Source organism: Mycobacterium shunyiense, from assembly GCF_058270075.1.
Genome location: NZ_JBZDPU010000030.1, coordinates 35,382 through 54,504, shown reverse-complemented (window position 1 = coordinate 54,504; position 19,123 = coordinate 35,382). Strand labels below are relative to the sequence as shown.

Annotated in this window: 19 protein-coding genes; 7 read left to right on the top strand and 12 right to left on the bottom strand. The window is 65.9% G+C overall.

Annotation, left to right across the window (positions count from 1 at the left end):
• The 3 genes from AC4ELH_RS28085 to AC4ELH_RS28075 form a co-directional block, all read right to left on the bottom strand.
• The coding region (locus AC4ELH_RS28085; RefSeq protein ID WP_498887993.1) for a DUF222 domain-containing protein at positions 1-411 on the bottom strand (411 nt) is incomplete at its 3' end.
• Between the two features lie 109 nt (positions 412-520).
• The gene (locus tag AC4ELH_RS28080) at positions 521-1,819 is read right to left on the bottom strand and encodes an acyltransferase family protein (protein WP_448447040.1); all 1,299 of its coding nucleotides are present in this window, start codon (positions 1,817-1,819) and stop codon (positions 521-523) included.
• 4 nt (positions 1,820-1,823) lie between these two features.
• Entirely contained in the window at positions 1,824-3,068 is a 1,245-nt protein-coding gene (locus AC4ELH_RS28075; protein ID WP_498887991.1) for a hypothetical protein, read from the bottom strand.
• 202 nt (positions 3,069-3,270) lie between these two features.
• Here AC4ELH_RS28075 and AC4ELH_RS28070 point away from each other — a divergent pair, with 202 nt between their 5' ends.
• A complete protein-coding gene (locus AC4ELH_RS28070) occupies positions 3,271-3,918 on the top strand; it encodes a VldE C-terminal domain-containing protein (protein WP_498887996.1) in 648 nt (215 codons plus the stop codon).
• Here AC4ELH_RS28070 and AC4ELH_RS28065 read toward each other — a convergent pair.
• A complete protein-coding gene (locus tag AC4ELH_RS28065; RefSeq protein ID WP_498887989.1) occupies positions 3,915-5,129 on the bottom strand; it encodes an oxygenase MpaB family protein in 1,215 nt (404 codons plus the stop codon). The genes AC4ELH_RS28070 and AC4ELH_RS28065 overlap by 4 nt on opposite strands.
• 78 nt (positions 5,130-5,207) lie before the next feature.
• On the opposite strand from AC4ELH_RS28065, the gene AC4ELH_RS28060 reads away from it, so the two are divergent.
• The gene (locus AC4ELH_RS28060) at positions 5,208-5,846 is read left to right on the top strand and encodes a TetR/AcrR family transcriptional regulator (RefSeq protein WP_055120257.1); all 639 of its coding nucleotides are present in this window, start codon (positions 5,208-5,210) and stop codon (positions 5,844-5,846) included.
• A 1-nt stretch (position 5,847) separates the two neighbouring features.
• Here the strand turns inward: AC4ELH_RS28060 and AC4ELH_RS28055 are convergent, their stop codons facing one another.
• The 5 genes from AC4ELH_RS28055 to AC4ELH_RS28035 form a co-directional block, all read right to left on the bottom strand.
• A complete protein-coding gene (locus AC4ELH_RS28055; protein WP_448447034.1) occupies positions 5,848-6,168 on the bottom strand; it encodes a DUF732 domain-containing protein in 321 nt (106 codons plus the stop codon).
• A 65-nt stretch (positions 6,169-6,233) separates the two neighbouring features.
• Positions 6,234-8,234, bottom strand: a complete 2,001-nt coding sequence (locus tag AC4ELH_RS28050) for a serine/threonine-protein kinase (protein WP_498887986.1) — start codon at positions 8,232-8,234, stop codon at positions 6,234-6,236.
• A 1-nt stretch (position 8,235) separates the two neighbouring features.
• Positions 8,236-9,177, bottom strand: a complete 942-nt coding sequence (locus AC4ELH_RS28045; protein ID WP_448447030.1) for a glutamate ABC transporter substrate-binding protein — start codon at positions 9,175-9,177, stop codon at positions 8,236-8,238.
• Positions 9,177-10,484, bottom strand: coding sequence for a GlnX family signal transduction membrane protein (locus AC4ELH_RS28040; RefSeq protein WP_448447028.1), 1,308 nt, complete (start codon positions 10,482-10,484; stop codon positions 9,177-9,179). Before AC4ELH_RS28040 ends, AC4ELH_RS28045 begins: the two co-directional genes overlap by 1 nt.
• Positions 10,485-10,553: 69 nt before the next feature.
• Positions 10,554-11,918, bottom strand: coding sequence for a flavin monoamine oxidase family protein (locus AC4ELH_RS28035; protein WP_064957724.1), 1,365 nt, complete (start codon positions 11,916-11,918; stop codon positions 10,554-10,556).
• Between the two features lie 428 nt (positions 11,919-12,346).
• Here AC4ELH_RS28035 and AC4ELH_RS28030 point away from each other — a divergent pair, with 428 nt between their 5' ends.
• From AC4ELH_RS28030 to AC4ELH_RS28020, 3 genes are all read left to right on the top strand, one after another.
• Complete coding sequence (locus AC4ELH_RS28030; protein WP_448447026.1) at positions 12,347-12,919, top strand: VldE C-terminal domain-containing protein; 573 nt, start codon at positions 12,347-12,349, stop codon at positions 12,917-12,919.
• 171 nt (positions 12,920-13,090) lie between these two features.
• Positions 13,091-13,537 (top strand): MmpS family transport accessory protein, encoded by a 447-nt coding sequence (locus AC4ELH_RS28025; RefSeq protein WP_110777536.1) that lies wholly within the window; start codon positions 13,091-13,093, stop codon positions 13,535-13,537.
• Positions 13,534-16,413, top strand: coding sequence for an MMPL/RND family transporter (locus AC4ELH_RS28020; protein ID WP_498887983.1), 2,880 nt, complete (start codon positions 13,534-13,536; stop codon positions 16,411-16,413). Before AC4ELH_RS28025 ends, AC4ELH_RS28020 begins: the two co-directional genes overlap by 4 nt.
• A gap of 6 nt (positions 16,414-16,419) precedes the next feature.
• Here the strand turns inward: AC4ELH_RS28020 and AC4ELH_RS28015 are convergent, their stop codons facing one another.
• Together AC4ELH_RS28015 and AC4ELH_RS28010 are read right to left on the bottom strand one after the other, a co-directional pair.
• Complete coding sequence (locus AC4ELH_RS28015; RefSeq protein WP_448447021.1) at positions 16,420-16,896, bottom strand: hypothetical protein; 477 nt, start codon at positions 16,894-16,896, stop codon at positions 16,420-16,422.
• Positions 16,897-17,017: 121 nt separating this feature from the next.
• On the bottom strand, positions 17,018-17,317 hold the full coding sequence (locus tag AC4ELH_RS28010) for a hypothetical protein (RefSeq protein ID WP_448447019.1): 300 nt from the start codon (positions 17,315-17,317) through the stop codon (positions 17,018-17,020).
• A gap of 183 nt (positions 17,318-17,500) precedes the next feature.
• Between AC4ELH_RS28010 and AC4ELH_RS28005 the strand changes: the two genes are divergently transcribed.
• On the top strand, positions 17,501-18,241 hold the full coding sequence (locus AC4ELH_RS28005) for a hypothetical protein (RefSeq protein WP_498887980.1): 741 nt from the start codon (positions 17,501-17,503) through the stop codon (positions 18,239-18,241).
• Positions 18,238-18,594 (top strand): hypothetical protein, encoded by a 357-nt coding sequence (locus tag AC4ELH_RS28000; RefSeq protein ID WP_498887978.1) that lies wholly within the window; start codon positions 18,238-18,240, stop codon positions 18,592-18,594. The genes AC4ELH_RS28005 and AC4ELH_RS28000 overlap by 4 nt, the downstream gene beginning before the upstream one ends.
• A 10-nt stretch (positions 18,595-18,604) precedes the next feature.
• On the opposite strand, the gene AC4ELH_RS27995 is transcribed toward AC4ELH_RS28000, so the two are convergent.
• Complete coding sequence (locus AC4ELH_RS27995; protein ID WP_498887976.1) at positions 18,605-19,117, bottom strand: UCP032817 domain-containing protein; 513 nt, start codon at positions 19,115-19,117, stop codon at positions 18,605-18,607.
• Positions 19,118-19,123 lie beyond the last annotated feature (6 nt).

The window sequence follows — 19,123 nt, the reverse complement described above, 5'->3', positions numbered from 1 at the left end:
CTCAGACAACCGCATCCACCGATGCGCCCGGGCCGCGAGTTCCTCATCCAGTCCGGCCCACACTGCGGGGTCGACGATGCCGGTGCGGGCGATGAGCATCCGCACCACCCGATAATCGATATCCCCGACGGCGAACCGGGCCGCCACCAACGGCAGTTTGTCGCGTAACACCCGGGCGTGATGAATCTGGGTGCCGGCCCGGCCCCGACTGATCCGCAACGCCGCCGACACTTCAGCAGAGACTTCCTCGAACGGGTCGGTGGTCCAAAAGATCGACTCGGCCAACTCCTGCTCCCGCAGACTGTCCAACGCCCCAATCGCAGCCAGCCGCCCCGCGATCGCCGCCGACTCCGCCCGCGCCGCAGCACTGATCTTGTCGATCAAAGCAACATCGGAATCAGCCTCGAACATGTGTTCTATCTTACGTCGATCCACTGACTCGCCGAGGGGTTATCCACAGCGCACGATTCATCCACAGGGTGAGTCAATTTCGTTGCACGACATATTTTGTTGCACGACGTTACGAAGCCGCCCGCCCCGCGGTGGCCCGCGCAGCGACGCATGCGAAGGCGAATCCGCCGAGCGCCGACCAGCCCAGCGCACCGTCGAGCCCGTTCTTGGCCATCAGCGTCAACGCGGCGCCGGCCACGCACAGCAGCACACCGGTCAGCACCGACCGCGCGCCCCGAATCTGAACAGGGCTGTCCCACCACGGCAACGGTCGATGCTCCAGCGGTGACAGCAGCCGGAAAGCGACCGCCATGAGAACGGCGAAAACCACTGCGCGCAGGGCGAGGTGGGCCCAGAAGCCCGGAGCATGCGGGTTGAAAGCGTCGAGACCGACGGCGTGCAGGGTGAACGCGGCGATCGCGATCACCGGGATGTGCCACAGGTACAGCGTCATCGCTCCCCCGTTGCCCGTCGCCACTACGCGCCAGACCCGGGGCCTGGCCGCCCAGCGCCGGATCGGGGCTGCGGCGGCAATGAACAGGCACGGCATCCAGATGCAGTGCAGCGCCAGCAGCAGAGTCGGGGGTGACACGTTGGACACCCGCTCGGTTCCGGTGACCACCAGGGAAACGTCGTAAATGCCGGTGAGAGCGACGATTACCTGCACAACGAAGGCAACGACCGCGATTACCAGCGCCCGCAGCGCACAGATCAGGTGCCGCGCGTAGGCCACCCCGATCACGACTGGAATCAGCCAGACGATGATCAGGTTGGCGGTGCCGGCCTCTGGCGTACCGACTGCGAACCGGATGGCATCCACCACCCCGGACGCGGCGAGCAGTCCGGTGACCACCCACGCCAGCGCCCGGCCGGTAGTCAAGCGCATCAGCGCTGGAACGAACGCAAGCGCCACCAGATAGACGCCCAGAAACCACAGCAGCGCCACACATTCGCGCCCGAGGGCTGATGCGGATGCGGCACCCATGGTCGCGCGCACCACCAGCAGGACCACCGTCCACATCGCCAGGTACCAGAACACCGGGCGGCACAGCCGCTGGGCGCGGGCGAGCAGCCATTCACCCCAGGGCCGTCCGTCGCGCCAGCTGTAAGCACCTGCGGCCCCACCAGCCATGAAGAACAACGGCATCACCTGCAGCACCCAGGTGACCGGGGCCAGCGCGGGCAAGGCGCCGAGGATGTTGCCGACGCGCACACCGCTTGAGTCGATGGTCGCCAGTAGCAGTGCGCAGTGCCCGAACATCACCACGAGCAGGGCGCCCAGGCGTGCCACATCGACGGCACGGTCGCGTTCTGGTTTGGTGTCGTGGCTCGCGGCGTCTACCGACGGCACCACATCAGGACTTGCCATGGGTTCAGTCTGCCGGGCACGGGGCCGGTGAGGGATGCGTAGTCCTACCTTGTTTTCCCGGCCGCCGCCTTCGTGGCCACAGCATCAGGCCCGCCGCGAGCAACAACGCCGGGGGCACCGCCCACGCCGCAAACCACGCCGGCCGCCCCGAGCCCGCATTCAGCGCCACCTCATTCGCGGGTACCGTGCGCGCCCACGCGATGAACGCATCAGCCACGGGGAGACCTCCGAACAGATACCGCGTGGTGCGAATACCCACTGGTGCCCCGAGCAGCTCGACCTGCCGAGTCAGCCGGCCGGCCAGGTCGCGATCGCCGTTGGCTCGCGCCGCCGCCAACCCGACCGCCGAGGCACTCAGGCTCACCCCGAAGATCAATGGGCCACTGTCGACGTCCGCGTCGCCGCCGGTGCCGGACGGGTACTCCAGAATTCCGGCCAGACCAGCCTTGCTCGTGACGAACCTGTCTGAAAAGCGCTGCCACTGATCGTCTTTGATTCCGACCACGTCATCGACCGAAGGCCAGAAGGTCTGGACGATGGCTTGTGAAGACCCCCGTGGTCCGGTGAGCGCGTGAGCGCGGGCATCGACCTGGTGCGGCAGCAGGCCCGTGTCCGGATCGGCCGCGGCCAACGCCCGCTCGCGCCAGTCGGCCAGATCCTGGCGCCATGGCAGATCGAGTAGCGAGATCGCCTGGGCGAGGGCTCCCGCTGCCACGACCGAATCACACGGCCAGAATTGCCCTGGATAACTGGCCGGGAACGGCGAATCCGGCTGCGCCAAAGCCGAATGCACGACGTCGGCCCGATCCCGCACTGCTGCACGGTCGGAGTCAGAGTCCGATGCCCGTGCGATGGCGACAGCCAGCGCCAGTGACCAGCCCGCTGCGAAAATCCCGTGCTCCGGGGCCATTCCACGGCCGAAAACCGCCACAGATTCCGGGGTTTCGACGGCGGCGAGCCGAGTCCTGGCCCGGGCCAGATAACCGGCGGATCGCGGGTCTGCGCCGAGCTGCGCGGCGACCTGAGCCTCGGCCAGACCGGTCAGCACTCTGGTGAAGTACTCGCCCTCCGGGAACAGGGCCTGCATTTCGGTGTCACGACCTGATCCCAGGGCTGAGTCAAGGAATCCGAGTTGACGTTCTGCCCGGTCAGGCAGGGGTCCGAACCCGATGTAGAGCACATGAACCAGGGAGACCAGTCCGAGCACCACCACTAGCGTCGCGGCCGCCATCCGCGCCCGTGTGAGCATCTTGGCAGTGTAGGAGGCCGGATCATCGTCGGCGGATGATGCAGCCCCTCGCGGCCGCCGATGCGGCTCTGCGCAGCTACGTCGACAACACATTTCCCGACCCGCCCGGTACCCCTACCCGACCGAGGGCGTGGGCTGACAGCTAACGAACAATAGGCGCACGGATCGCGAAGAACGCCCGCCGCGGCGCTGACAGCAGTAGATTGCTGCCGTGGGGAAACGACTGTTGGCCGGCGGCCGGGGACGCTTGCTGGCGCTTGCCGCCTCCGTCACCCTCGCTGCGGGCATGGTGTACGCGCAGAACACCGCGCCGAAGTGTTGCGCAGAGGTCCCGGCCGCAGCACCGCCCACCAGCCAGCAACCGGCTCCGGTCGCCGCGCAAGCCGAGTTGGTGGCGGCCAGTGCGCCCGTCGTGGCCCGCGATTTCCAGTTCTCCCTACCGAAGGGCCCGGCCCCGGAGGGTGGGCTCCAGGTCAAGACGATCTGGGTGGCCCGCGCCATCGCCGTGATGTTCCCCGAGATCACCACGATCGGCGGGTATCGCCAAGATGCGCTGAAGTGGCACCCCAACGGTCTCGCGATCGACGTGATGATCCCGAACTATCACTCCAAAGAGGGCATCGCCCTCGGCAATCAGATCGCCGGTTTCGCATTGGCCAACGCCAAGCGCTGGGGTGTGCTTCACGTGATCTGGCGCCAGGGCCTCTATCCGGGGATCGGCGCGCCCCATTGGACCGCCGACTACGGCAACGAGACCCTCAACCACTTCGACCACGTCCACATCGCCACCGACGGCGGTGGATATCCCACCGGGCACGAGTCTTACTTCATAGGCTCGATGAGCCGCTAGGCTGCGCTGCTCACGTGAACTGCCGACTCACCGATGTTGGCTGCGCCGTCGCCGATGATCGTGCGTAGCAGGGCTTGTTGCTCGCGTTGTCCCCTGGAGACCGCGCGTTCCATGCCGCCCGGCGACGCCATCGCCGAGGCGCTGCGGATCAGGTTGACCGGAAGCCTCAACAACGGATACCACGGCGGCATGTAAGTCGGAAGGCCCAACATGCGCATGGCGCTCGGGCCGAGGAACGCGCTGGTGATCGACAGATGCTGGGCCCACGCCAGGCGGCGGCGCAGGCTCCGGACCCCGCTGTAGTGCCATGACAGGGGGTCCTGCGCCATCGGAACCGACAGCTGCTGCGTGGTCTCGTCAGGAACTGCCAGTGCGGTCGAGGTGTGATAGAGCACGCGGATGCTGTCCCGGAAGCTGCGGGGCAGCCATTCGTCCTCGACGCCGATCAACCAGCCGACGTAGCGGGTCAGGTGGGCGATGGCGTCGAGTTCGCCTGGTGCAGGGACGATTCCCATCGCGAGTGAAGCCACCGGAGGCGCGACGAGTGCGCCGACCAACGTCGCGGCCATATCGGTCTGGTTGACCGGTAAGCCCCACTCTTCGGCGCGCCAGTCCGGCATCGCCGCCACGTGTCGCCGCACGAAAGCGTGGATCAACCGGACGTGCAAGGTCGACCGGTAACCGACGCCCAACGGCTCGAGACCTCCGTCGGAGATGACGTCCATCGCCCACTGCATCGTTTCGGCGAACCGCTTGTTCGAACCCTTTTCCAGGGCGCCCGTACGGAGCAGCGTCTTGTTGAATCCGGAGAACTGGTAACCGCCGAGCAGTGAGACATCCCGCGCGATCGACATGCCGTCCGAGCCACCGCGCAGCAGGGCGCGCCGGCCCTTGCGCAGCTTGTCCGGGTCCACCCATTCCGGGACGGTCTCCACGCGGAGGAAGAACTCGCGCAACGGTTCCGGAGCGTCCGGAACATTGCCGACGCCTTCGGCGAGCGCCTTTTCGAACAGGGGACGCATCTGCGCCATTCCCGCCGACGACATCCATTCGACGAGACGGTCCATCGGCTCGTCGCCGACGGTCAGCCGCTCGCCGAGCCTGCGCCACTGCTGCGCGTCGGGGTTACGGATGCCCAGCATCATCGCGAACGATCGCATGGCGCCGGGAACGGCACGGGGCCGGTCGGGATGACGAGCCGGGACGTTCATCGGCGACCTCCTGGTACAGACCCCACGCGAGTGACTACGTACGTAGTCAGAATCTAGGCCCCAGGTAGGGTGATGTCAATGAAGCGCGTACAGGTGGTGCGCGGCTACGGCGGCGTCAGTGCGGCCGACCGCCGCACGGAACGACGGGGCAAGCTGCTCGCCGCCGGACGGCAGATCTGGGGCGAATCGGGGATCACCGAGGTGACCGTACGGGCGGTCTGCAGTGCTGCCGGGCTGACATCACGCTACTTCTACGAGCAGTTCGAAACCCGAGACGCGTTGCTGTACGCCATTTCCGACGATGTGCGGGATCAGCTGCTGACTGCGCTGGTGAACGCCGGTGTCGGCGATCCGGGCACACTGACCGACAAACTGCGCTCGGCCCTCACCGCGTTCCTGAACATCATCGCGGCCGATCCGCACATCCACCGCATCGCCACCGGCGATGTCAGCAGCGTCGCCGGGCTGACCGAGCATCGCACGCACATCCTGGAGATGATCACCGGCCTGATCGTCCAACTCGCCCCGGATGTACTGACCACGGCCGCTCCGGATCCGGCCGCGCTACGCCGCGGGGCACAGTTCATGGTCGGCGGCGTGAACCAGATCATCGAAGCCTGGCTGGAGAATCCCACCGAAACGCCGGAGAAACTCGCGGCCGAATGTGCCGACCTCTGCGTTGCCGTGGTGCACGGGGTCACGCGGTCGGACGACTGACTCAGGCGCCCGGCGGCACCGCGACATCCGGGCAGAAGTTGTGCAGTGCCGCGGATACCACGAGCCGGGCCTTGTCGAACGGATAGGCCGACCGCGCCTCGGCGATCTGCATCGCCAGATCATCGGGACGCGTCGACGGATCTTCGTGTGCCGTCAGACATGCCTGCTGTCCGAGCTGGAGCAGGACGTCACGGTTGGCATCGGAGACCGGCAGCCCGACGGCGGAGACCTCGGCGAGAAAGCTCTGATCATCGGCGACTGCTACCGGAGCCGAGACGAGGGCGACAGCAACTGCCACCACGGCGATCATCAGCGTCTTCATGCCCGTCACTGTGGCAGATCCGGTTCGGGATTCAGGGGACGCGCGCCGCCAACAGTGCCGTGCTCTCACATCCAGCTCGGCGGCCGGATCGAATTCGCCACGTCCACAAGGCGGTAGCGGTGACGGCGCCGCGGTGAGTGCCGTGCGAGTTCTCTCAGCACCTCCTCGACACCGACGCGTAGACCGTGGTTGTCGAAGGGGTGGTCGAGAAGCGGTTCGTCGGAGGCTTTCACACCGCCGGAGCGGAGCCAGTCGAGGGCGATACCGAGGACGAACGCGCGGATCTGCAGCACGCGTGCCTCGGTCTCGGGCAGTCCGCCCACCCGCCGCGCAGCATCGCGCAGGTCCGCCTCGGTGATCTCCGCGCCTGGGCGCCCGTCGAGCCGCAGGATCACCGACGTCAGTTGGGCTTCACCGTAATGCCGTGAGGTCACCGGCACCTGGTCGAGCACTTCGATTGCGCCGGCGCGGTCACCGTGGCCGGCGAGCACCCGGGCCAGGCCGAACGCCGCACTCACCATCGCATGGTCGGTACGCCACAAGGTTCGGTAGGCCCGTTCGGCCAACTGCCACAAGCGTTTCGCATCCCGTACGTCGTCTGTGTCGAGCAGCAGTTCGGCCGTCGCGGCGGCTGCCAACTTGGGTGCTGCTTCGCCGGGAAGCAGTGCGACGACCCGCTCGAAACATGCCAGGGCTGCCTCCAGATCACCGGTCTGCAGGCCGTCGATCCCGTCGTCCCATTCGACTCGCCAGTCCTCGTCGGGCTCCTCGACCGGCATGGGTTCCGGCAGGGCGGCTGCGACGGCACGAGCGTCCAGCGCAGCGGTGCGCTGCCGGCCGTCGACGAACACGTCGGTGCCCTGCAACGCCAGATCGGCGCCGAAGGTGGAACGTGGCGGGCTGAACAGCGTCGACGTCCGGGGACACGGCGCCCCTGTCTGCTCGGCGAGGATTTCGTGCAGCACTCCCCGGCACTGGTCGGCCATCTCGTCCACTGACGAGAACCTTTGCATTGGACGGGGGTTGGTGGCACGGACGAGTAGTCGGTAGAACGACTCGTACCTTTCGAACAGCGGCACCTCGTCACGGCTGGGCAATGTCTCGGCGTAGCGGTCGTTGGACAGGTCGACGGTCAGCTTGGCCAGCGTTCGGCCGACCGTGTAGACGTCGGTGGCGACAGTGGGTCCGGTCCGGACGATCTCAGGTGCCTGGAATCCTTTGGTGCCGTATATGTATCCGAATTCCTCGATGCCCGACACGGCACCCATGTCGATCAGCTCGACATTGTCCTCGGTGAGCATGATGTTGTCCGGCTTGAGGTCGTTGTAGACCAGGCCGAGGGAGTGCAGGTACGCCAGTGACGGCATGACGTCGAGCAGATAGGCGAGCGCCTCCTCCACCGGCATCATCTGTCTGGCTTCTCCGCCCGACGCGGGCTGCTTCTTCGCAAGGATGGCTTCCAAAGTCGTTCCGCCGATGTACTCCATCACGATGTAACCGACGGGACGACCATCGAATCCCGGGTGCTCGACGAAGTTGTAGATCTTGACGATGCCGGGGTGATTGACCATCGCGAGGAATTGCCGTTCGGCGACAGCGATCTCCTGCGCCTGCTGCCCGCTGGGTTGGAGCAATCCCTTCAGCACCACCCACCGGTCGCTGACATTGCGGTCGATCGCCAGATAGATCCAGCCGACACCGCCGTGCGCGATGCAGCCCTGGACGTCGTACTGACCTGCCACCAACTCCCCGGCCTCCAGCTGCGGTGAGAACGAGAACACCGCGCCGCAATCCGGACACACCCCGTCGCAGGGGCCGGGGTGTCCGGCACTCCCCCGTCCCACCGGACGCCCACAGTCCGGGCACTCCCGTTTCGCCTCGGCAACAACCGGATTGGTGAGGATGGCACTGGCGGGTTCGATATCCTCCCGAATCGGGACCTCGACCAGGCCGTCGCCGACCCGCCGCCGGCCGGTACGCAGCCGCGGACGGGTTGTCGTCCCCTCGGCCTTGACCGGTGTCGATTCGGTCACCAGGACGGCTCGTGTGCCCTCTTCCCCTGCCATGTCAGTCCCGGTACCTCGGCTCCGGCGGACGCGGCGCAGCGCCCAGAACGTTGAGCCACCTGCGATACAGCGACAGCCAGGTCCCGTCCCGCCTTATCCGTTCCAGGGTCCCGTTGACCGCGCGGACCAGATCATCGCGGGACTTGTTCATCCCGATGCCGTAGGGCTCGCCCTCGAGGCTTGGGCCGACCAGGTGCAGGTTGGGATCCTGGACCGCCATGCCGGCCAGTATCGAGTCGTCGGTACTGACCGCGTCGGTCTGCCCCTGCTGCAGCGCCACCAAGCAGTCGTCCCAATTCTGAACCGCGAGCAGGGTCGCTTCGGGCGCCACCCGGGCGACCGTGGCCAGCGAGGTGGTGTCCACCTGTGAACAAACGCGTTTCCCGGCCAGATCTCCCGGCCCCTCGACCGGCGAATCCTTCGGCACCAGCAACCGCTGCTGCGCATCGAGATACACCGTCGAGAAGGCGATCTGCTCCGCGCGAGCACACGTGATCGTCATCGCCTTCACGACGATGTCGACGGCCCCGTCTTGCACCGCACTGATGCGCTCGGGTGAGGTCAGCAGGCGGAACTCCACCTTGCCTGGATCACCGAGCAGATCGCGGGCCACCTCACGTGCGATGTCGACGTCGAAGCCCTGCAGCTCACCCGAAACCGGATCGCGAAAACTCATCAGGTTGGTGCTCTGGTCGATGCCGACCACCAGTCGGCCCCGCTGCCGGATCGCCTGAACGGCGGGGCCGGACACCGTCGACGGACGCAAACTCGCTGTAGCATCGCAACTCTCGACCGGCACGCCTGACACCCGTGACGCAACGGCGGCGCCGCTGGGCAGCGGTACCGTGGTGAGCGAGGCGGACACCTGGACAAGTGGCTGCGCCGTGGCGCATCCGGCCACCACGGTCGCGGCGAGCAGGACAATTCCGGCGACGGCGCGCATCAGTGGTACTCGCTCAGTCTCGGCGCGACACCGGCGGCAACCGCAAGTGCGGCCAGCACACTGATGGCTGCGGCACCGGCGGGAAGCGCACTCAGCGCCGCGTAGGCGCGGGTGATCCCGTCGAGCTGCCGATCGCGCAGGCGGCCGATGTCGGTTCCCAAAGCCGTGTCGAGCCTGCCGAACTGGGCCGTGGAGTGCTGCGGCCCGCCGTCCCTCGCGATCACCACCGCTCCGGTGTAATCGCCTCGGCTCAACAGTCTTCGGGCCTCGGCGTGCGATGCCTTCCAGCGCCGTAGTGCTTCTTGTGCCCCGTCCACGGGGTGCTTGTCGAGTAGCCGGCTGACATCGGTGGTGCGCTGTTCGAATCGGACTTCGGAGAGTGGGTCGGACCCGCGTTTGAGCAGCCCGAGGATCTCATCGGCGCGGGCCTGCTGGACCAGAATCCGAGCAGCCACCGCTGATTCCAATGGCTCGCCGCCTTCGGTGCGGGCGCTGTCGACCGCCTTCGTCACCACCAGCCCGGCCACTGCCAACCACACCGCGAGCACCATCATCAACACCGATGCCACCACCAGACCCGGATTGAGGCGCCGATGACTGCGCCTGGCGAGGAACACCTGCGCCACCACCAACAACCCCACCACGAGCGCAGCTGCCGCGATCAACACCCAGGGTGTGGCAGCCGACCGTCCCGACGCCGTGACAGCCTCGGCCTGCGTCCGGTACAGCTGCTCGGCATCGGGCAGGATGGACTCCTGAAGCAGCGTGGACGATTCGCTGAGGTACCCCACGCCGATCGGGCGGCCCCCGCGGTTCGTCGCCCGGGCAGTCGCCATCATGCCGGTGTACACCGCCAGTTGGTTGGACAGGTCGGTGAGCAGCGTCAGCGATCGGATGTCGTTGGGCGACACCCCATTCGATGCGGTGACCAGACCGGCCGACGCCTCCCCTACGGACGCGTCGTAACGCTCACGGATCTCGCGCGGTTCGACGCCACCGGCCAGGAACGCGGTGGCCGCGGTGGTGTTGGCCGATGACAGCGCACTGTAGATCCGTTGCGCCGCGTCGGCCAGCGGCTCGGTGTGCGACCGCAGAGACTCCAGTTGGCGTTGCCGGCTCGACTCCATCGCCGACGCCGCCACGCCCACAACCAGACTTGCCGCCACCAGTACGACGGCCAGCACCGCTATCCGGCCGGGTGTGGCCCGCAGGAAATCGACGATCGGCCGATCTTGTTCCTCGGCGTCGGCAAGCACGGACTCGTCGAGTGTGAGCGTCTGCCGACTCTCCGACTCACCGCTGTGCACTCGACATCACCTCGCCGCAGGCTGGTCCGAATTGCACGGTAACCCCCGTCAACGCGCTACGCGGGCTTATTACGCGGCCGCCACGCTCTCGGCGGCCAACACCTCCGCGGCCGCGCGCTCGCCCGAGCGAACCGCGCCGTCGATCCACCCACACATGACGGCCGAACTCTCCGTGCCGGCCCAGTGAATGCGCCCGCACGGCTCCCGGAGGGCATGGCCGAATTCGGTCAGTACACCCGGCGGTGCGTGGCTGATCATCCCGCCGCCCGAGTAACGCTCCACTGTCCAGTTCTGCTCGTGGTAACTGATCGGAGAGGCGGCCTTCGGACCGAAGCGGTCGATCAACTCGCCGATGACCACGGATTTGCGTTCCGCAGCATCGAGCAGACCGAGCCGCCGGGCGGCAGGGCCTTCGGTGATGACGCACATGATCCCCGGGGTGCCGGTGTCGGTGCACGCGTCGATGGTCAGTGTCGCTGGACTGCCGGGTGCCGCCGACTGCCCGCACAGCCCGTCGGCCCGCCAGAACGCCGTGTCGTAGACGACCGAGATCTTGAAGACCGCACCGCTGGGCATCCGTTGATGGAGAAACATCCGGTCGACGGGAAGCATTGGCTCATAGGTGATCTGACTCGCCACGGCCAACGGGACAGCGACGATCGCCTGCCGGGCCCGCACTGTCATGCCGTCGGCATGGACCGTTACGCCGTCGTCCTCCTGGGCGATGAGGTGAACCGGTTGCGAAAGATGCAGCGCCTCACCCAGTTCGGTGGCCATCGGCCCGTAGACGGCCCCCATGCCACCACGCACCCGTGCATCCTGGGCCCCGCCCCGATTGGAGATGACAAATCCAGGCCCGCCGCCCGACCCCATCTGGTGCAGCGCCCACAACAACGACACCTCGGATCCCGCCGAGGTGTAGACACCGGCCAGCGCCATGTCGAGCATCTCGCGCGCCTGCTTGGAGCGCATATGACGGTTGATCCACTCGCCCAGGCTGATCCGGTCCCACTCGACCGCCTTCTTCGCCTCCCACGGGGCATCGAAGGGAATCGTCTTGCACATCAGCTCCACTTCGAGCAGTCCGGCGCCGAGGTTGGCGATCGCCCACGGACTCATCGCCCACGGAATCGTGCCGGAATAGCGGTGTTGCTTGCCGTCCATGACCATCATCGCGTTGCCGTCGACGTACTCCTTGTATTCCTCGACGCCGAACTCGTCCATCAGGGCTTTGATGCGGTCCTGTCCCGGTCCGATCCAGGCCCCTCCTCGGTCGATCCAGGTGCCGTCCGGCAGCACCTCGGTGAAGGTGCGGCCACCGACCCGGTCACGTGCCTCAAGCAGCGCCACGGAGCGGCCCGACTGCTTCAGCCGCAGGGCCGCGGTCAAGCCCGCGAACCCCGCACCCACTACGCAACAGTCGACATCTGTCATGGGTCGCCTCCCCGTTTTCGACGGGCCAGATTCGCTCAAATTACGCCGTCGTCAGCTGCTCCGGAGGCACTGTTGACCGACAGGTGTGGTAAATGCCATAAATTTTGCCGACCTGGGCACAGGTCACTCCCATCGAGATGGGCCACCGCCACCGCGAACATCGAACCGACGCCCTGACATTTGACCGGGCGGACGGCTGTGCAATGATGCTTGACCTGCTAATTCACCAGAGTTGGCCCATCTTTTGCGTCCGGCTCTCCCGACTCCCGGGCTCGTCAAGCAATGGTTGACGACTGACCGCCGAACTGGTTGCCATCGACAGCACCAGAGAACTTCGCGATTCCGGTGATCATCGACCCCGCCGGTAGGGTCCGGTCCTCGTGGGTAGACACCAGTTGAAAAAGGATCGGCGTCGCCGGTCTGCAGCCATGGCTGCGGTCGTCGTGCCTGCCGCCGCACTCATCGTCGTCGGCGCAGACACCGCGCCGGCCACCCAGGGCGACACCGAGGTCGTGCCGGCAGCGGCCGTCCAGCCCGTCGTCACCCGTGCCGCCCCGGCAGTACCGGCCGAGCGGGCCGTTCGCCGGAACATGAGGTTCCCGCTACCCGCCGGCCGGGCCTCCGAAAAGGGCCTGCAGGTCGAGACCATCCTGGCCGCCCGCGCGGTCAGCGCGAGGTTCCCCCAGATTCTGGACATTGGCGGGGTCCGGGCCGATTCGATGAAGTGGCACCCGAACGGGCAGGCGATCGACGTGATGATCCCGAACTACGCCACCCCGGAAGGTAAAGCGCTCGGAGACAAGATCGTCGGATACGTCCTCGACAACGCCGATCGGTTCGGTGTGAACCACGTGATCTTCCGGCAACAGATCTACTCCCGCGGCAGGGCTCCCAGAATGATGTCGGACCGCGGCGGCGTCACCGCCAACCACTTCGACCACGTTCACATCGCCACCAACGGCGGTGGATTCCCCACCGGGCACGAAACGTACCTGACGTAACTCCCGCGGCTCGCCCGCCATCCGAATTCCCAGCTTTCACACAGGAAAAATCCGCCGCCGCAAGGTTGTGGTGTCCGGCTGCGTGCCATAACGTCAACCTAGTTGATTAGCCGTCCTAGAGGAGCTGTCCCTTACCGTCCGCGCCTGGTCGACGCTGCGAAAGGGTCACGGATGCAACGGGTTTCGTTCATTCGTCGACTCGGCCAACGCTGGATGGTGCTGGTGGCGATAGTCGTGCTGCTGGTGGCTGGATTCGTGGTGAATCGGCTGCACGGCATCTTCGCGTCGCACGACGTCACCTCCACCCCCAGCGGTTCGGTGAACGACATCGTCCCGTTCAACCCCAAACATGTGGTCATCGAAGTCTTCGGTCCGCCAGGCACGGTAGCCACCATCACCTACCTGGACGTCAACGCCCAACCTCAGCGCGCCGACGCGGTCACCCTGCCGTGGGCCTATGACACGACCACCACCCAACCCGCGGTGTTCGTCAATGTCCAAGCCCAAGGCGACAGCAGTTCGATCGGGTGCCGGATCAAGATCGACGACGTGATCAAGGACGAGAGAACAGTGAACACCTTGAACGCCTACACCTCGTGCCTGGACAAGTCCGGATGAGCACCCACCGGGTTCCGGACCTCATCCGGCGGTTCTCAGTGGTCATCGCACTGTTCTGGCTGGGCCTGGCGGTGGTGACGAACGTCTTCGTGCCACAGCTCGAGACCGTCGCCGAGTCGCACAACGTGTCGCTGAGTCCCCAGGACGCGCCATCGCTGCAAGCCGCCAAGCGGATCGGCAAGGTGTTCGACGAATTCGATTCCGACAGTTCGGCGATGATCGTCCTGGAGGGCGATCAACCGCTCGGTGCCGATGCACACCACTACTACGACGGCTTGGTCCAGAAGCTCCGCGAGGACACCAAGCACGTCCAGCACATCCAGGATTTCTGGGGAGATCCGCTGACGGCGGCGGGCTCGCAGAGCACTGACGGCAAGGCCGCACTGGTGCAGGTATACCTCGCCGGCAACCAGGGTGAGTCACTTGCAAATGAGTCCGTCGACTCGGTGCGCAACATCGTCAACCAGACGACGCCGCCACCGGGCGTCAAGGCCTATGTCACCGGCGCCGCTCCCCTGGTCACCGACCAGTTCGAGGTGGGCCGCCACGGAACCCTGAAAACCACGCTGATCACCATCGGGGTCATCGCGGTGATGTTGTTCTCGCTCTACCGCCGGCTCACCACGGTGTTCTTTGTGATCTTCACGGTGATGATCGAGCTGACCGCATCCCGTGGTGTCGTCGCGGTGCTCGCCAACGCCGGGATCATCGAGCTGTCAACGTATTCGACCAATCTGCTGACGCTGCTGGTCATCGCCGCCGGCACCGACTACGCGATCTTCATCCTCGGCCGGTTCCACGAAGCGCGTCATGCCGGGCAGGACCGCGTCACCGCGTTCAACACGATGTACCACGGAACCGCACACATCATCCTGGGTTCGGGTCTGACGATCGCCGGGGCGGTGCTGTGCCTGACGTTCACTCGCCTCCCGTACTTCCAGAGCCTCGGTATTCCCGCCGGCACCGGCGTGCTGGTCGCAGTGGTTGCGGCGTTGACCCTGGCGCCGGCATTGCTGGTCATCGGCCGCCATTTCGGTCTGTTCGAGCCTGCCCGCGCGATGCGCACCCGGGGTTGGCGACGCATCGGGACGGCGATCGTCCGCTGGCCCGGGCCCATCCTGGCGGTGACGATCGCGGTGGCCCTCATCGGCCTGCTCGCCCTGCCGCGTTATCAGACGAGTTACGACGCGCGGCCCTACATGCCCGCCAGCGCTCCGGCCAACGTCGGCTACGCCGCCGCCGAACGCCACTTCTCACAGGCCCAGCTCAATCCCGAACTGCTGATGATCGAAGCGGATCACGATCTGCGCAATTCGACCGACATGATCCTGCTGGAACGCGTCGCCAAGGCCGTCTTCCACACCGACGGTATCGCCCAGGTGCAGTCCATCACCCGCCCGCTCGGTACCCCACTGGACCATACGTCGATCCCGTTCCAGATCAGCGCGGGCAGCGCACAGCAGATCAACAACCTGCCCTTTCAGCAGGCCCGCACCGCTGATCTGCTCAAACAGGTTGGTGTGATCAACAATTCGATCGACATCCTGCGTCAGCAGTACGCCCTGCAGCAACAGTCGGCCGCCGTCACCGACGAGCAGGCCAAGGCCATCCAGCAGACCGGCGCCACGGCGCAGAGCCTGCGCGACAAAATCGCCGACTTCGACGATCAGTTCCGCCCGTTGCGCAACTACTTCTACTGGGAGCCGCACTGTTTCGACATTCCCATGTGCGCCGCGTTGCGGTCGGTCTTCGATGCGCTCGACGGTATCGACGAACTGACCGACCAGCTGGCCAACGTCTCGGGGAGCATTTCGAAATTGGATGCGCTGCAACCGAAATTGCTCGCTCTCATCCCGCCTCAGATCGCCAGCCAGCAGACCAACCGCGACCTGACCATGACCAACTTCGCCACGAACTCGGGCATCAACGCGCAGACGGAGGCCGCGCTGGAGAATGCCACCGCGCTGGGCCAGGCCTACGACGCCTCGAAAACCGATGACTCGTTCTACCTACCGCCGGAGGCATTCACCAACCCCGAATTCCAGCGCGGTATGAAGCTGTTCATGTCTCCGGACGGCAAGGCCGCCCGCATGATCATCACTCACGACGGCGATCCCGCTACACCGGAGGGCATTTCGCACATCGATGCCATCCGGCACGCCGCCCAGGGAGCCGTCAAAGGCACGCCCCTGGCCGGATCAAAGATCTACCTCGCCGGCACCGCGGCGACCTACAAGGACATTCAGGACGGCGCCAAATACGACCTCATGATCGCCGCCATCGCCGCGCTCAGCCTGATCCTGCTGGTAATGATGTTCATCACCCGCAGCATCGTCGCCGCACTCGTCATCGTGGGGACCGTGGCACTGTCGCTGGGCGCCTCGTTCGGGCTCTCGGTACTGATCTGGCAGGACCTGTTCGGCATCGACCTGTTCTGGATCGTGCTGGCGCTGGCCGTGATCCTGCTGTTGGCGGTCGGCTCGGACTACAACCTCCTCCTGGTCTCGCGCTTCAAGGAGGAGATACATGCCGGGTTGAACACCGGCATCATCCGATCGATGGCCGGCTCCGGCGCGGTGGTCACCTCGGCCGGTCTGGTCTTCGCCGCGACCATGGCGTCGTTCATCTTCGCCGACCTTCGGGTCCTCGGTCAGATCGGCACCACGATCGCCCTCGGTCTGCTGTTCGACACGCTGATCGTGCGGTCGTTCATGACGCCGTCCATTGCCACACTGCTCGGCCGGTGGTTCTGGTGGCCACTGCGGATCCGGCCGCGGCCGGCGAGCCAGATGCTGCAGCCGTACGGATCACGCGCCTCGGTTCGCCAGCTTCTACTGTGGGAGGACGACGACGCGGCGGCTCCGTCCCCGAAGTGACGGAAGTCAGCCTCTCGCAGCAGAACTGAGCTCGTCAGACGGCTCGTCCGTCACCTCGACATCCCGCAGCTTCCCCTTCAGCCCCGCGACCCGGCGAAGCTGAGCGGCGATGTTCATCGAGGTCAACATGGGGATGCCGCCGATGAACGTCCGGAATGACGGATTGCCGCCATCGCGATGCAGCATGTACATGCAGCCGACGACATAGAAGAAGCCCATGGTGAACAGGACGGCCGGCATCGCGTAGGCAAGCGGCGAGCGAGCGTCGTTCACCAGCTCGGTCGCGTAGTCGAACTCATCCCGCGACATCGGTTCACGCTTGCGCAGCTTGGCGAGCACCGCCTTGTGGGCGCCGACCTTCTCGCCCAACGACGCGGGGGTTCTCTTCTCCAGCCGGCCGATGTACACGAACACACAAGCACCGAACGTCACGGCCATCACGCCGGCAAGGATCGTCAGGTCGCCCCAGATTCCGAGATCCACTCGCCGCTCCCTACTTGCCATCGGACATCGCCGGATTACCTAGAACCGCTAACGACGCTACCGCAGGCTCGACCCGTCAAAGCACTACCAACAGGACTTTCGCAGGAAAGTCGGTCGACTCCTATTCGGTGTCGCTGACGTCCTCCAACCGCTGACCGACCCGGGCCAGCGCCTCGTCGAAGACATCGACCTTTTCACCGCGCTTCTCGTTGGCCGGCTGTGCAGCGCCACGGGCACCTTCGGCCTCGACGCGGGCCGCCCCCTGGCGGCGCAACAAGCTGAAGTTCTTCTCACGCGCTTGCCTCAGCCGACTCTGCAGATCCTTCAGCGCCTTCTCATCCATGCGGGCCAGAGCGTCTGGATGACTCTCGGCGATCAACGAATCTTCCTGCGGAGTCAGGTTCACATGATGGTTGCTCACCCTTGATTCATATCCCGCGCCGGCCCGGCTGAAAAGTGATTCGCCCCGCACCAGCGGAACTTGTTACTCGCCGTCCCCACCAGGTTCACCTTTGCCGACGGTGAAATTGCGGATCGTCGGCGCGCCGGAACCAGCATCGAGAGCAAACGGCGCGATGATGCAGATGTGGTTGATGATGCGAATGTGACCAACGCTGTCCCGGTGCCCCCGACATCCACCCCGGAGGCCGGCGAGGTGCGCACTGAACCCGAAACGGTCGCCAGTGCGCCGACTCCGCAGCAGCGCGTCTGGACGATGCCCAAATCCCCCGTCACGCGTGAGCAAGCCGATGAGGTGGGCCGGATCGCGCGCAACGCCGTCACCGCCATCATGGGGTTCATTGCCGGCGTTGCCCGGTATGTCGCCCGCACCGTTCGACAGCTGGCACTGGCGATCGATGCGGTGCCTCCAGCCGTTCGCGTGCTGACCCTGATGGGCATTTTCACGCTTCTCGGCATCGTCGGCGCGATCGCGCTGGACGGCGCTGTCGCCCTGGTGTGCATCGTCGTCGTGGTTCCGTTGTGCTCGGTCACCCTCGGCGTGCTCGGACACCGCTGGTACAGCGGACTCGGCACTCAGTCCGCGCCGAGTGCGGCGGTCCCCGCCGTTGCCGCACCGGTCTCAGACCTACAGCGTTCGATCGAATACGTCGACAAGAAGCTGACACTCGCGCTCAACGCCTTCGGTGCCGAGCGTCAACAACATGCAATGATCGCCCTCTTCCAGGCCAAGACCGCCGTCGAGCTCACGCTCGGCACGGAACAGGACACAGCGAGCCACGTCGACGCGTTGCTGGCTGTGGACGACCATGACTCGCGGCCGCGCATCCGGGCCGGCTCGGCGGCAAAGACCCTGCGGGAAAACACTTCCCTGGCCGTCTCATGACCGAGCACACCCTCTCCGGTCAGGTCGCCCTCATCGAGGACGACTACACGTTGGTGATCAACCGTGGGGCCGAGGCGGGTGTGACGCCCGGCATGATCTTCGCCGTGCAGTCCGAGTCGGATCAGGTGATCACCGATCCCGAATCCGGCCGGGAGTTGGGCAGACTCACCCGCGAGAAGCTTCGGGTGAAGGTGTTCGACGTGCAGCCCTTGTTCTCCCGCGCACACACATTCGCCCGGACCGACGACTTCTACGGGCTGTTCCAGGCCACGGCCGTGGTGACGGTCTATGTCGGTGACAGCTTGGAATCGGTCTCTGGCGAGGCCGAGGTGCGTCGGGCGGCGTCGGGGTAGTTCGGGGTCGTCATCCCGACTCGGCGCCGCGCCGACTGCTCAGTGCCGCTTCGATTTCCGCGACCCGTCGCGGACTCACACCCCACGGCTCATCAAGCCCGAGACGAGAGTCCAGATCCCACAGGACGCACCGCTCACCCGGCCCGGCGATCATGGACCAAGCGATGACGGTGCGGCGCAGCTGTCCATCCATGCACTCGCCGGTCGCCGTAGCTCCGGGCGGCGCACCGCCGTCGGGGTGGTGGTGCAGAAATTGCCCATAGGCGGCGTCACAGAATGCCGCATAGCGCGCGGTGCACAGGATCAGGCCGTGCCAGGCTTCATCGACCGCGCGTGAGGGCATCCCAATGACCTGACCGTCGCGCAGCGCTACGGCGCAGCATCGAAACCACTGACGCAGACCGGTTTCGATGCGCTCACGCGGCTGCCACGGGCAGGTCCTGAACACGGCCTCCGGCAATTCCAGATCGGCGATCACCTGCCCGGCGGCACGTCGGGCGCCACCCTTTCGCAGCGTGATCATCAGCAA